The sequence below is a fragment of the Aestuariivivens sediminicola genome, assembly GCF_022662015.1.
Taxonomy (GTDB): Bacteria; Bacteroidota; Bacteroidia; order Flavobacteriales; family Flavobacteriaceae; genus Aestuariivivens; species Aestuariivivens sediminicola.
In genome coordinates this window covers 156121-169800 of the sequence record NZ_JAKMCM010000005.1, presented here as the reverse complement: position 1 = coordinate 169800, position 13680 = coordinate 156121, and the positions used below count along the sequence as shown (strand labels likewise).

Below are 13680 nucleotides of genomic sequence, written 5' to 3'. Positions count from 1 at the left end.
AAAAATAAGTATGTTGAATAACTTATAAAATTTAAAAGAAATGAGATATTTAAAATTAAAAAACTATATAGCCATTATTATGGTTATGCTTATGTTAGGTTGCTCAAGTAACTTTACGGACCTAACTCCCTTAGGAGGTGCAACCTCTGGAAATTACTGGCAAACGGGCGACGATGCCGTTGCCTACTCCAATGTCATGTATTTTTATATGACAAATGAGGAATATTTTTCCCGTGGTTTTATGTGGTATATTAATGCATCCGATGATATGGTTACCGGAAGGCCAAACGCCAATGCTGATGCTGCCGTATATTTTACGCTAGGGGGCAACGAGAGTTATTATAGAAATTCGTATGAAGGGAGTTATAGGACCATTGGCAAGGCAAATGATATACTCGAGAATGTTCCAGACATAGATATGGATGAAAACCTTAAAAAAAGGGTACTTGGAGAAGCCTACTTCATGAGAGCATTTAGTTATTTCTGGGTGGCACATACCTATGCTGACAATGGCGCCAATGGAGGGGTGCCTATCGTTACAGTTGAGAATCAGTACGATCTCACATTTACACGAGCTGCGAGTATTATTGACAACTACCAACAGATTGTTGAAGATTTAGAGAAAGCAGCCGAACTGCTTCCGCTGTTTACTACCTATGGTGATAGTGATTTAGGTAGGGCGCATAAAGATGCAGCTTTGGCTTATGCAGCAAAAACCTATATGTATTGGGCACAGTACGACAGTTCTAAATGGGCCAAGGTGGTTGAATATTGCGACAAGGTAACCAATTCGGGATCGGGTCGTGGCTTGCTAAACACAGGTAATCCTGCGGAAGATTTTGCCAATGTATTTACAGAAGCGCAAGATTTTGGAAAAGAATACATTTGGTCGGTTATTTCAGGTGTACAAAGTGGAAGTAAATTACCTGGTATTATGCTCGAAAACAAAGGTTGGGGCGATTATAACGGATGGGGGTATTACCAGCCTACACTGGAACTGTACAACGAATTTGAAGCCGGTGATGCTCGTAAAAAAGCCACGATTCTAGAGTTTGGGCAAGAGTTTCAATGGTTTGGTGAAACACGCCGTTACTCTTCTTCAAACTCACAAACTGGATTTCAGTTCAATAAATATATGGATGCTTGGGGTTATGCCGATCCTGTTGGAACAACCGTTAATCCAAATGGTAATAATCCATCATGTGTCATCGATGTTCCATTGCTTAGGTATGCCGAAATTTTATTGATGAAGGCTGAAGCAAAAATCATGATGGGACAAAGTGGTGATGCCGAAATAAATATGGTTAGGAACAGAGCAGGACTTGGGGGAATTTCTGGGGCAACCATGGACGATTTAAAACACGAACGCCGTGTAGAGTTGGCAGGCGAATTTGCAAACCGTCATTTTGACCTAGTTCGCTGGGGAGATGCCGATGCGGTATATGCGCAGCCCTTGCATGGAAGAAATCATGCGGATAAAAACGATCCGGACTCGAGCTACGAAATTATTGAAGTACGCTTTGCAAGACCTCAATTTGATCCCAGTATTCACCATGTATGGCGCATACCAAATAGGGTGATTGATAGATCTGGAATTGAACAAAACAAAGGCTGGTAATAACTCAAGGATCTCGAAAAGAGATATTAAAATTGAGAGAAAAGAAATAAAAGGCTAATTTAATAGTTAAATGGGCATAGTATATTTTATGCTTTGCCCATTTTTTATGTATGTATTTAGAGGTTGTTTTGCCTTATGATGGCCTTTATGATATTTTTTCATCATCTTTATTATACTCATTCCCACAATAACCATATGATAAGGACATATCCGTTATTTGAAGCGTTGAATTGTAGTTTAATCCAAATATCCTTTTGGAGATTCGTCCACGATTTACACAAAATTAAACTTGTGCGTACACATCGTGAGCTTTAGATAGAACCGTTGGAAAAACAAATTTAGAATGCAATAACTCATTTCTACATGAAGGCATTGCCAAAAAGTAGTTATTTATAAAATTAGTAGAAAAATTTATTCATGAAACGAACATTAACAAATAAAAAGTTCTTCACATAAGGAAATGTTTAAAATTTTTAATGTGAGGGCGCAGCACCTGCCAGCCGGCATAGGCAGGGTTGCACACGTTCTCAATTTTATAATTATCATAAAATCTATTAATTATTAAAATTTAACGTGTGAAAAAAAATATTAAGGATAGTTTATTAATCAAATTTTCGAAGATACTGGTCTTATGCATGGTTTTTGTTTCCTGTTCACATAAGCAGGACAAAAAATTAACATCATTTGTCAATCCATTTATAGGAACTGGAGCTCATGGCCATACCTTTCCTGGCGCTACTGTGCCTTTTGGAATGGTACAGTTAAGCCCAGATACCAGGACAGGAAACTGGGATGCTTGTTCGGGCTATCATTACAGTGACACATCCATTATCGGGTTTTCTCATACACACTTGAGTGGTACTGGTGCAATTGATCTGGGGGATATCTTATTCAGGCCAACTAATCAGGAAGTCCATTCATTGGTGGATGAGAGCAATAAAATGATACCAACTCCTTTCCAGCATAGTAATGAGTATGCTGAACCTGGTTACTACAGCGTGACACTTGATGAGGAAAAAGTTAAATGTGAATTAACAGTTACAGAACGAACAGGTATCCACCGTTATACGTTTTCTGAAAAATCAGATCCTCGGATAGTAATCGATTTAACACACGAACTGGGTGATGAAACAAGAGAGCTTCAAATAGCTTCAATAAGTGAATCTGAAATTACTGGATATCGGTTCTCAAAGGGGTGGAGTTCGAATCAGAAGCTGTTTTTTGTGATTCGCTTTTCACAACCTATGAAACAAACCAAAATCTGGAGCAAGCAGGCGATAGTTGAAGTTGAATTTCCTTTCTCATCAGATGATATTCGCTTGGAAGCTGTTTGGGAAGCCACCAATGAAAATGTAATTCAGGCGCAAGTTGCTATCTCTGGTGTAAGTATTGAAGGTGCCCGAAAGAATCTGAATGCAGAATCCATTGGATTTGATTTTGATAAGTATCGTTTAGCAGCATCCGAAAAATGGAATGAAGAACTTCAAACAATACAGATTAATGATAACTCTGAAGAAAATAAGAAAGTATTTTATACGGCTTTATACAGAAGTCTAATTGCTCCGATTACTATTAGCGATGTGGATGGGAATTACAGAGGGGTAGATGATAAAATATATAGTGATACTGAAAACAATCATTATACGGCATTGTCTTTATGGGACACGTTTAGGGCCTGGAACCCATTAATGACATTGAAAGATGAAGCTTTTGTAAATGAAATGATCAATTCCATGTTGGCATTCTATAAGCAAAGTGGAGAGCTCCCTATTTGGCCCTTATGGAGCAGCGAAACGGAAACCATGATTGGATATCATTCGGTTTCGGTTATTGTAGATGCCTGGCGAAAAGGTATACGTAGTTACGATGCAAGGCTAGCTTTGGAAGCTATGGTTGCAAGTTCAAATACAACAAGAAAAGGAAATGACCTGTATCGGGAATTGGGCTACATCCCGTCAAACTTTAAAAGAGAATCTATATCCTGTTTACTAGAATATGCCTATAACGATTGGTGTATTTCACTATTCGCCGCAGATATAGGAAGGGATGATATTGCTGAAAAATATTCTGAAAGGGCTTTACAGTACAAGAATGTGTTTGATGGAAATACCTTGTTCTTTAGAGGTAAAAAAGAGGACGGTAATTGGACGACGCCTTTTAATACCTATGAAGTTTCTAGGGATATGACCGAAGCCACAGCGTGGCAATATCGCTTTTTTGTACCCCACGATATAAACGGACTGATAAATTTATTTGGCAGCAAGGAAGCGTTTGTTAAAGCACTAGACGAATTGTTTAATGCCGAAGAGGAAATGAGCGGCCATCTGGTAGATATTACCGGTCTTATTGGGCAGTATGCCCATGGAAACGAACCCAGTCATCATATGGCTTATTTGTATTCTTATTTAGGACAACCCTGGAAGACACAATACTACATAAATAAAATCCAAAATGAAATGTATAGCAATACCCCAGAGGGGATTGCGGGTAACGAAGATTGCGGACAGATGTCGGCATGGCATATTATGAGTAGCCTTGGATTTTATCCAGTCTGTCCGGGAAGTAACGAGTATATACTTACGACACCTCGTTTTGAAGAAATGGTTTTTAAGCTTAGCAATGATAAATTGCTTAAAATAGAAACAGACAAGGATCCCTTGAAAAACCCCTACATTAAACAAGTACATTTGAATGGTGAGTTATTGGAATCGATGTTTATAACCCATCATCAGATCGTGAATGGTGGAAGTTTATCTTTTGAGCTTTCCGATACTCCACAGAACGATGTAGAATATTTTCTGCCTTATTCTTTAACACCTCATAAAGAGGTGTCTGTACCTTATGTAACCGATGACATAGGCTTTTTCCTGGATTCCTGTCAAGTTGCAATGGGTGTTGCCACAAAAGGAGCTGATATTTATTATACTTTGGATGGAAGTGAACCCACAAAGCATTCGATAAAATATGAGGGGCCTTTTACCATTACAGAGGATAAAACCATCAAAATGAGATCATTTAAAGCGGGTATGGAACCAAGCGCAATTAGCGTGGTAAAGGCAAAAAAAAATAAACTATTCCCTACTTTGCAGAGATCACTCGTTAAAAATGGTGTTCATTTTAAATATTTTGAGGGTGAGTTCAATAAAGTGGCAGATATGAAGGATAAATCGCCGTTACAGGAAGGTTGGATAAGTGACTTTTTATTGGATAATGCAGTTGTAGAAGATCATTTTGGATATATGTACGATTGTTACATACAAGTCCCGGAAGATGGCATCTATGAGTTTTACACGGAGTCCGATGACGGTAGCGTCCTTTGGATAGACGGTCAGGAAGTTGTAAACAACGATGGAAGTCATGGAGCGGTTAAAAACACGGGGCGTATTGGCCTAAAAAAAGGAACTCATAAATTGGAAGTGCATTATTTTGAAGATTACGAAGGGCATTCCCTTGAAGTTGGTGTGGGTGTAAATGGGAAAGAAGGCTTTAAATTTCAACCAGAAGATTTATGGAGGTAAGAGGCTATGGTATTTCTTGTCATGAATAAAAAAATAAAAAATATCGTTAATTACATTGTTTAGTTTGTTTATACGTTACTCTTATTGGGCTCAAAATGAAATTAGCAAAAATAATATCAAATTTCTATGAAAAATAAAATTTTAATATTCCTCTTATTTATTACATTTTCTGTAATTGCTCAACAAGAGAATAGTACCGCTCCTTATTTTTTTATCCAAATAAGCGATACGCAGTTTGGTATGTTTGAAAATAATAAGGGGTTTGAAAAAGAAACCGAACTTTATGAAGAAACGGTGAAACATATCAATCGTTTAAAACCTGACTTTGTAGTCATTACAGGCGATTTAATCAATAAACCGGATAGCAGGGAGCAACTTGCTGAGTTTAAAAGAATTACCTCTAAAATCGCTTCAGATATTCCTGTTTACCTTACACCAGGAAATCATGATGTTAAAAATGAACCAGATCGATTTAGTATAAAACAGTATTTGAAAGATTATCAATACCAATGGTTTTCATTTGAACATAAAGGTTCTCAATATATTGGGGTTAATTCGAGTGTGATTAAAACTAATTTCTTAAAATATGAGCGTAAGCAATTTAATTTTGTTAAAAGGGAACTAAAAAAATCTAAGGACGCCATCCACAAGGTGGTATTTTGTCATTATCCTTTCTTTAATTCAAAATTTGATGAAGAGGAAGGCTATTCGAACATCGGTTTAGAAAATAGGATGAAATACCTTGATCTCTTTGCTAATTATGGAGTAGATGCTGTTTTTGCTGGCCATCTCCATGATAATAACGAGGTGTCATATAAAGATATGCAGTTCATAACAACCTGTGCTGTGGGTAAACCTTTGGGAGATGCCCCGTCTGGTTTTAGGGTAATAAAAGTCTATCCAGACCGTATTGATTCTATCTACTATGGGTTAGAGAAAGTTCCCGAAGCCATTACTTTAGGTAAGTAATTAACAAATGCTCAAAAAGCACTGAACTTGCTTTTCAAAATATGTTTTGAAAATTGTGCAAAACGTATTTGATAAAAAATTCTTTTGGATATCAATTAAATTCAAATACAAATGAAACGCCGATCATTCTTTAAAAAATCTTCATCTGCCCTTCTGGGAATTGGGCTTGCAACCAATTATTCTTGTGATAATACAAATAAAAAAAGTGCAGAGAATCCTTTTAAGACCTGTGTTACTCTAGATCGGCAAGACGTATTCTTTTATGCCCAGGCAATTAAAGACGCTATAAAAATAGTCCATATAGCCGACACCCATTTGTTTAAAGATGATGAACGAGGGATACCTTATCAAGAGTTTAGTAGTCGAATGGCAAAGGCGTATAACCAAACGAGACATTTTATAACACGGGAAAATACGAATCCTGAGGAAGCTTTTGAAGAAACCCTTGCATTTGCAAAAGAAGTGAATGCAGATCTCATCACATTGATTGGGGATATTTTCAGTTTCCCTTCTGAAGCAGCGATAGAGTGGGTACTCTTAAAATTGAAGGAAACGGGTATTCCGTACATTTATATCGCTGGGAATCATGATTGGCATTATGAAGGAATGAAAGGCTCTTTGGAGTCTTTACGTGATACTTGGATTGAAAAGCGATTACTGCCATTGTATCAAGGTAATAATCCATTAATGGCGGCTTATGATATTAAAGGAATTAGATTCTTGGCCATTGACAATTCTACCTATCAGATAAATGAGAAGCAGTTGGCCTTTTTTGAAGAACAGGTTGCTAGCGGAATGCCGTTGGTTTTATTGGTTCATATTCCAATGTATGCTCCAGGAAAGCATGTTTCTTTTGGTTGTGGAAATCCGAATTGGGGAGCCTTTACAGATCGCAATTTCGAATTAGAAAGACGTCCCAAGTGGCCAGAAAGTGGACATAGTCAAACAACCCTTAATTTTCACAGAAAAGTTTTTGATGCCCCAAATCTATTAGGCATTTTTACTGGACATATCCATCGAAATTCTATTGAAATAATTAAGGGGAAACCTCAAATAGTTACTGATGACAATGCGAGTGGAGGTTATTTAGAAATAAACTTTATACCAATAGCAGAGACAGATAAAAGGTTAATCATATAATATTTGAATAAGGGTTTAAGGGATAGATTACGAGACATATAAAAAATTAATCTGTGTTAAGATAAGAAACAACGAGGTTTTGGTATATATTATGACTCGATTTATACCTTATTTGTACTCTAAATCTATAATTATTAGATAATCAATTTAAAATACATTTTGTATCGAAGTTTAAAAATAAAAGTGTAATTCCTCCAATTAATATCGAATTTGTGTTACAAATGTGTTACAAAATTAAAATAAAAAAGAGTTACATTTCTGTAACTCTTTGATTTACTAAGTGGAGAAGATCGGGCTCGAACCGACGACCTCTTGACTGCCAGTCAAGCGCTCTAGCCAACTGAGCTACATCCCCTTTAGCTTTATTTACAGTATTTACAAGCGTTTTGCCCATTTTAAGCAAAGCTGCATTTCACTGCAAAAGTATGCAAATGTATACATTTTTATGCAAAAACCCACCACCAAAACCCACCACCATATTATTTTTTTATTTGGACAATAATCCAGAAATTAAAACCTTTTTTTATTCTTAAATTGTCATCCATTATGCCCAACCAATAGCCAATGATAAAATTTTTTAGAAAAATTAGACAAAAACTACTATCTGAAAACAAGTTTAGCAAATATTTAGTTTACGCACTTGGAGAAATTATTCTCGTAGTTATTGGGATTTTAATCGCACTTCAAATTAATAATGCTAACGAGCAACGAAAAGAAAATGAATTTGAACTAAAAATCTTAAAAGAGATTCGCAGCAATCTTCAAACCGACCTAGAAGAAATTTTAGAGGACATAGGCTTAATGGAGGATATCAACAATGCTTGTTCAGTGGTCAAGAATTATATACTCACTCAAGATGAACCAAATGATACCTTATCTTATTATTCAGCTCAATTACGTGTTACACCTCATTTCAGTCCAATAGTTGGTGGATATGATTTACTTAAATCTGGTGATGTTGGAATAATTAAAAATGATAGTTTAAGAAAAGAAATTTCATACTTATATGATATGCTTTATCCTTATTATAAAACCTATGAGGAGGAACGTTCAAGATTCCACATTCTTCATAGTGAACATAAGCTATTAGAATATTTTTCAATGAATTTCGATATAAAACAAAATATAAGCTACTACGGACTTTTTTTTGAGATAAGTCAGGAGGACTTCACAAAGCTGAAGACCGATACACAGTTTCTGAAGCTCTTATCTGCAATTTCGTTTGAAAACAATGCAACTCTGGACAGAGCAAAAAGAATTGAACAAAGTATTCAAACGCTTATTGAAAATATTAATTCGGAATTAAAATCGGAATAACAAAGGTACAGTTAAAACCCTCCACATTTATTGCAGTAATAATAATGTCATGTGGAGAATCTATTCTAAGCAGCAACTCCTTTATGCAAAAACCCACCACCAAAACCCACCACCATTACATTTTTTGTTTGATAAGAAAGGAAACATTATTGTGATATTTGTATTGTAGGAGTTATCTTTAATTTTTAGCAGAGAAATATACTTGGTGTTTATCCCGTTGTTGGGCACAAGTTTAATAAAAATGTTTGGCTATACAGTCTTTAGTTAATTGAAAAACCTAACTCAAAAATGAAAACTGGAATAATAACTGGATGCAGTAGAGGAATTGGATTTGCAACAGTTGACCTACTAACGAACAATGATAACTTAAAAATAATCGGGACTTCTACTTCTGGAAATTGCTCAATTTCAAAACCAAATTTTGAATGTTTAAAATTAAATCTTTCCGAGAGTAAATCGATAAATGAATTTATTAATATCATAGGAAAGACAAAGATTGATTTTCTTATCAATAATGCTGGAATTTTAATAGAAAACTGGAATGTATCCAAAATAGACCTTGAACATTTAAGACAGACGTTTAACGTGAATTTGTTCGGAACAATTGAATTAACGGAAAAACTGATTTCTAATTTTAATCCAAATGGACAAATAATCAATGTTACTTCTGATTGGGGCTCGTTCAGCGAAAAGAATTTTGACGAATTTCAACCACACTATAAAATGTCAAAGACTGCCTTAAATATGTATACAAAACTACTGGCTAAAAGACTTAAAAAACAAAACATAATTGTTTCGTCTTTTGACCCAGGATGGACACAAACTGATATGGGAGGAAATGAGGCCTCAAGAAAACCGATAGAAGTTGCTAATGATTTTAAAAATTTACTAAACAAAATCCCTGAAAGTGGAAAATTTTGGCATCAAGGAAAAATAAGAAATTGGTAAAATACGTTGCACTTGTCGTGGCCTAATTAGAAAGTAGAGGCCTCCGTTCAATCGATATGTAGCCCTAGTTTGTTATTTGATATTAATTCTTTAAATTGAATTCATTCATAACCAAACCGAATTGATTTACAAAGAATCACATACACTAATACTTAATAATATTACTAGGTTTATAGATTTAACCGAGCTTGAAAAACAGAAGTATATTTCTTTGCTCACAGAAGTAAAAGTGAAAAAGAAGGGGTATTTAATGCAAGCTGGTGAAATTACCAAATACGAGTATTTTATAACCAAAGGCTGCTTAAAAGTATATACCTTGGATGTAGATGGCTCACCTCACATATCTATGTTTGCCATTGAAGATTACTGGACTGGAGACTTGGCCAGTTTTATGACCAAAGAACCATCACGTTATTTCATTAAAGCTACTGAGGATTCAGAATTATTAGGTATCTCAAGAACTAATTATGATTTACTGTTTCAAGAAATACCAAAATTTGAAAAGTTTTATCGTATGCTTTATCAGAGGTCTCTCATAAGTTATATAAGGCGTTCCAATCACGGCATATCCTTAACCGCAGAAGAAAGATATATCCAGTTCAAAAAGAAGTATCCGAAAATTGTCAATAGAATTACTCAGAAAGATTTAGCGGGTTATATTGGTATTACCCCAGAATTTATGAGTAAAATCATTACGAAGGTCAACAGAACGCAAAAGTCTTAAACTAGTTCATTTTTTTTCATGTGCTCCAGTCGGAATTTTGAAGCATGAAAAAAATAATAATCATTTCATCATTTTTAATAATTGGCCTTTCAGGCTATTTACAAGCACAATTTACACAAGTAGAACTGCTTTCAGGCCTTGATAAAACAGATTTCACTTTATATTCCAGTTATGCCATCAATGAGAGCCACACTCTTAGTATTAATACTCTGGCCTTCTTTCAGAAATTTAAAGATGATGAAAACCAAGGCTTTGATGAGATAGGTGTTCAGCCAACCCTGTTTTGGAATATTAACAAAAAAATTGCGATTGGTCCATCTATATATTACAACAGTTTTGCTGGATATTCAGAACGCCTATCTGCAATGCTCACACTAAAAAATTCACGAATTTTATTCGTAATTATTCCCTCCATTGCATATTCTGAGCAAAAGGATGCTGGCTATGCCGAAGCCTTTGTACAGTTTCAGATAAATACACCTATAAATAAAAAAATCTCTCTTTGGTTGAACGGACAGTTTTTAACTGTGTGGGATGAGTTTAAAACTCATTCGAGGAGTTTTCAGCAATTACGTACAGGAGTATCGTTTAACGGCCATCAATTGGGTATTGGTGTGGACTTTGACCAATATGGGCCAAATCCAATAGAAAAATCATCTTTTGGTATGTATTACCGAAAAACATTATAAACAATTTTAAATCTTAAACATTATGAAAAATCTAGTAAAAACGCTTTTAACCACACATCCAAATATTGGATTTAGTATTGCACGATTAACACTTGGTATAGTCATATTTCCACATGGAGCACAGAAATTATTAGGACTGTTCGGAGGTTATGGTTATTCAGCAACCATGGAATCATTTACAACCCAAATGGGCTTGCCAAGCGCTGTAGCATTATCAATAATAATGATTGAGTTTTTTGGCTCTATTTCCTTAGTACTGGGAATCTTCAGTAGATTCTGGGCATTATCACTTACAGGAATGTTTATTGGTATCATTTTTACCACTCAGTTAGAACATGGTTTTTTTATGAACTGGTTCGGTAATCAAACTGGTGAAGGTTACGAATATTCTCTTCTAGTTATCGGTCTTGCCTTATCTATACTATTAAATGGTAGTGGAAAATGTTCAATAGACAGTCTAATCTCTAAAAAACAATTATCATGAAAAAAATAATCACAATAGCAGGAAGCAATAGTCAAAAGTCCATCAACAAAAGTTTATTAGCTTACACCGCAAGTTTATTGGAAAATGTAGAGAATATTCCAATCGACTTAAACGATTATGTCTTACCCTTTTACGGTGTTGATTTTGAAAATGAAAATGGTATTCCGACTGCAGTTAAAAGACTGGACGAGCTATTTGATACTGCCGATGGATTTATAGTATCACTGGCAGAACATAATGGGTCTTATGCTGCGGTATTCAAAAATACAATAGACTGGTTGTCTCGTGTAAACATGAAAGTATGGCGAGAAAAACCTATGCTGTTAATGGCAACCTCCCCAGGAGGTAGAGGTGGAGCAACTGTTTTGCAATCTGCAAGCGCCTATTTCCCGTTTATGGGAGCCAGCATCACAGATACCTTTTCATTGCCCTCCTTTTATGATAATTTCAATGACGGAAAAATCAATGACGAGAGTTTGAAAGGGGACATTCTTTCTAAGATTAATAAATTTCAAGCAATAATCAACTAGACAGATACAATTATGCCACATTTTATAATTCACTGTTCAAAACAAATTGTAGAACAGAAATCGCCAGAAGATATCATGCAAAAAGTATATGATGTCGCAGAAGTAACCAGATTATTTCTACCAGAAGAAATAAAAGTACGGATTAACCCCTTTGAATATTACAATACGGGAAACACAAGTGACGACTTTATCCATGTTTTTGCGAATATAATGGAAGGAAGAAATACCGAACAAAAAGCTAATCTATCAAAAGAAATTGTACGAGAACTAAAAGCACTGTTCCCAGAGGTCCCTATCATTTCTATGAACATAAGAGCTTTTGAGAAAGCTACGTATTGTAACAAGGAAATGGTTTAAAACCAATCTCAATAAAAAAATAGTATTCTTGACTTTTATTTCTATAAGTGTAATTGAATGTCTTAAACGAAAGTTGAACTTTTTGGGTTAAAATCTAGTAAATGCTGAGACGAAGAATCCCCCATCCAAAAGAACATCTGTGATTGTATTAAATGTGGGGGTAAATAATGATGTTTATTTGTGAATTATTAGGAGCACCATTTAATTAGCAATTGAATATATGCGTTGTTGCAGCCAGTTGATTTCTTGGATTAAGAAGAATTTTTCTTGATTTAATTATCAACAATTGATATAAATTCCTCTAATAAATCAAGGTCTTCCTTTTTATCGAACCAACTTTGTTTGAAATGTTGAGTAATTAAGATTATTGTATTACTTTCAGGATTAATTAGCAAACATTGGTCACCTGCTCCATAGGCAGCAAAATATTTTTTTTCATTTGCCTCCATTATCCACCATAAATATCCATAACCTATTTGATTTACTTCATGTCCTCTAAGAAAAAACTTATCATCTGTATCGGCATAATTTTTAAAGCTTTTTTCTATCCAAAGTGTATCTAGTATTTGCACATTGTTTACGTTGCCTTTCTGAAGGTATAGCGTTCCCAGTCTGGCTAAATCTCTTGGTGTAAAATAGGTGCCACTTCTTCCTGAATAGTAGCCTTCTTCCTTTTGCCAATATGCACAATTTATTTCCAGGGGCCTAAATAAATACGTCTCGGCATATTCTCTGATAGAATGGTTAGTTGCCTTACTAATTATGGCCGATAACATATGTGGAAGTGCGTTGTAATATAAAAATTTGTCACCTGGTTTTGATTCAACTGGAGCTTTTAAAAGGGCATATTTAATACTAGGATTCCACCACTTATCAGGATGAAGCCCTCCAGACATAGTTAACAAATGTTTTATGGTTATATTGTTTTTCCTGTCATCATTTATCTTATCAGCATATTCAGGGAAATATGCCATTATTGATTCGTTTTCAGATTGAATTAATTTTTGCTTAATAGCAATCCCTATCAAGGCTGATGTTATACTTTTTGTAACTGAAAAAGTATTGAATGCAGAGTACTTGTCACACCCTTTATAATACTTTTCCAGTATTAGCTTATTATCCTTTATCACTAAAACACTTTGTAAATTCTCCCATTCCGATATTTTGCTTAAAAAAGTATCTAATTTATCTTTTTCAATATTATGATTTCCAATTGATTCAGTTTCCCAATTATAAGGTTCATATGGAACTCTAATAGTTTCGTTTACCTTTAATTCGTCATAATTTTGAGAAGATAAGTTCAAGAACAATTGCAATAAAATCAAAGTAAAAATAAATGTAAGTTTCATTTTTAGTAATTTTTAATAAAAGCCATTTATTTAATAG

The 13680-nt window shown here is 34.9% G+C and carries 12 protein-coding genes and 1 tRNA gene; 11 read left to right on the top strand and 2 right to left on the bottom strand.

The window, feature by feature from the left end; translation table 11 throughout:
• The first annotated feature begins 40 nt into the window (after nucleotides 1-40).
• The 4 genes from MR041_RS12320 (at nucleotide 41) to MR041_RS12305 (ending at nucleotide 7245) form a co-directional block, all read left to right on the top strand.
• The gene (locus MR041_RS12320) at nucleotides 41-1618 is read left to right on the top strand and encodes a RagB/SusD family nutrient uptake outer membrane protein (protein ID WP_242094370.1); all 1578 of its coding nucleotides are present in this window, start codon (nucleotides 41-43) and stop codon (nucleotides 1616-1618) included.
• A gap of 575 nt (nucleotides 1619-2193) precedes the next feature.
• Entirely contained in the window at nucleotides 2194-5136 is a 2943-nt protein-coding gene (locus tag MR041_RS12315; protein ID WP_242094369.1) for a GH92 family glycosyl hydrolase, read from the top strand.
• 126 nt (nucleotides 5137-5262) lie between these two features.
• Nucleotides 5263-6105 carry a metallophosphoesterase gene (locus MR041_RS12310; RefSeq protein WP_242094368.1) on the top strand — a complete coding sequence of 281 codons (843 nt, stop codon included), beginning with the start codon at nucleotides 5263-5265 and terminating at the stop codon, nucleotides 6103-6105.
• 111 nt (nucleotides 6106-6216) lie between these two features.
• Complete coding sequence (locus tag MR041_RS12305; protein WP_242094367.1) at nucleotides 6217-7245, top strand: metallophosphoesterase family protein; 1029 nt, start codon at nucleotides 6217-6219, stop codon at nucleotides 7243-7245.
• 281 nt (nucleotides 7246-7526) lie between these two features.
• Here MR041_RS12305 and MR041_RS12300 read toward each other — a convergent pair.
• Nucleotides 7527-7600: transfer RNA gene (locus MR041_RS12300), tRNA-Ala, on the bottom strand.
• 209 nt (nucleotides 7601-7809) lie between these two features.
• Here MR041_RS12300 and MR041_RS12295 point away from each other — a divergent pair.
• The 7 genes from MR041_RS12295 to MR041_RS12265 all read left to right on the top strand — a co-directional run bounded on the left by MR041_RS12295 (nucleotide 7810) and on the right by MR041_RS12265 (nucleotide 12294).
• Entirely contained in the window at nucleotides 7810-8562 is a 753-nt protein-coding gene (locus tag MR041_RS12295; protein ID WP_242094366.1) for a DUF6090 family protein, read from the top strand.
• Nucleotides 8563-8850: 288 nt separating this feature from the next.
• Entirely contained in the window at nucleotides 8851-9510 is a 660-nt protein-coding gene (locus MR041_RS12290) for an SDR family NAD(P)-dependent oxidoreductase (RefSeq protein ID WP_242094365.1), read from the top strand.
• A gap of 121 nt (nucleotides 9511-9631) precedes the next feature.
• Nucleotides 9632-10234 carry a Crp/Fnr family transcriptional regulator gene (locus tag MR041_RS12285; protein WP_242094363.1) on the top strand — a complete coding sequence of 201 codons (603 nt, stop codon included), beginning with the start codon at nucleotides 9632-9634 and terminating at the stop codon, nucleotides 10232-10234.
• Nucleotides 10235-10278: 44 nt separating this feature from the next.
• Complete coding sequence (locus MR041_RS12280) at nucleotides 10279-10923, top strand: hypothetical protein (RefSeq protein WP_242094361.1); 645 nt, start codon at nucleotides 10279-10281, stop codon at nucleotides 10921-10923.
• Nucleotides 10924-10945: 22 nt separating this feature from the next.
• The gene (locus MR041_RS12275) at nucleotides 10946-11407 is read left to right on the top strand and encodes a DoxX family protein (RefSeq protein ID WP_242094359.1); all 462 of its coding nucleotides are present in this window, start codon (nucleotides 10946-10948) and stop codon (nucleotides 11405-11407) included.
• On the top strand, nucleotides 11404-11937 hold the full coding sequence (locus MR041_RS12270; protein ID WP_242094357.1) for an NADPH-dependent FMN reductase: 534 nt from the start codon (nucleotides 11404-11406) through the stop codon (nucleotides 11935-11937). The genes MR041_RS12275 and MR041_RS12270 overlap by 4 nt, the downstream gene beginning before the upstream one ends.
• Nucleotides 11938-11949: 12 nt before the next feature.
• On the top strand, nucleotides 11950-12294 hold the full coding sequence (locus MR041_RS12265; RefSeq protein ID WP_242094356.1) for a 5-carboxymethyl-2-hydroxymuconate Delta-isomerase: 345 nt from the start codon (nucleotides 11950-11952) through the stop codon (nucleotides 12292-12294).
• Nucleotides 12295-12566: 272 nt separating this feature from the next.
• Here MR041_RS12265 and MR041_RS12260 read toward each other — a convergent pair whose 3' ends face one another.
• Nucleotides 12567-13643, bottom strand: a complete 1077-nt coding sequence (locus MR041_RS12260) for a serine hydrolase domain-containing protein (RefSeq protein ID WP_242094354.1) — start codon at nucleotides 13641-13643, stop codon at nucleotides 12567-12569.
• Nucleotides 13644-13680 lie beyond the last annotated feature (37 nt).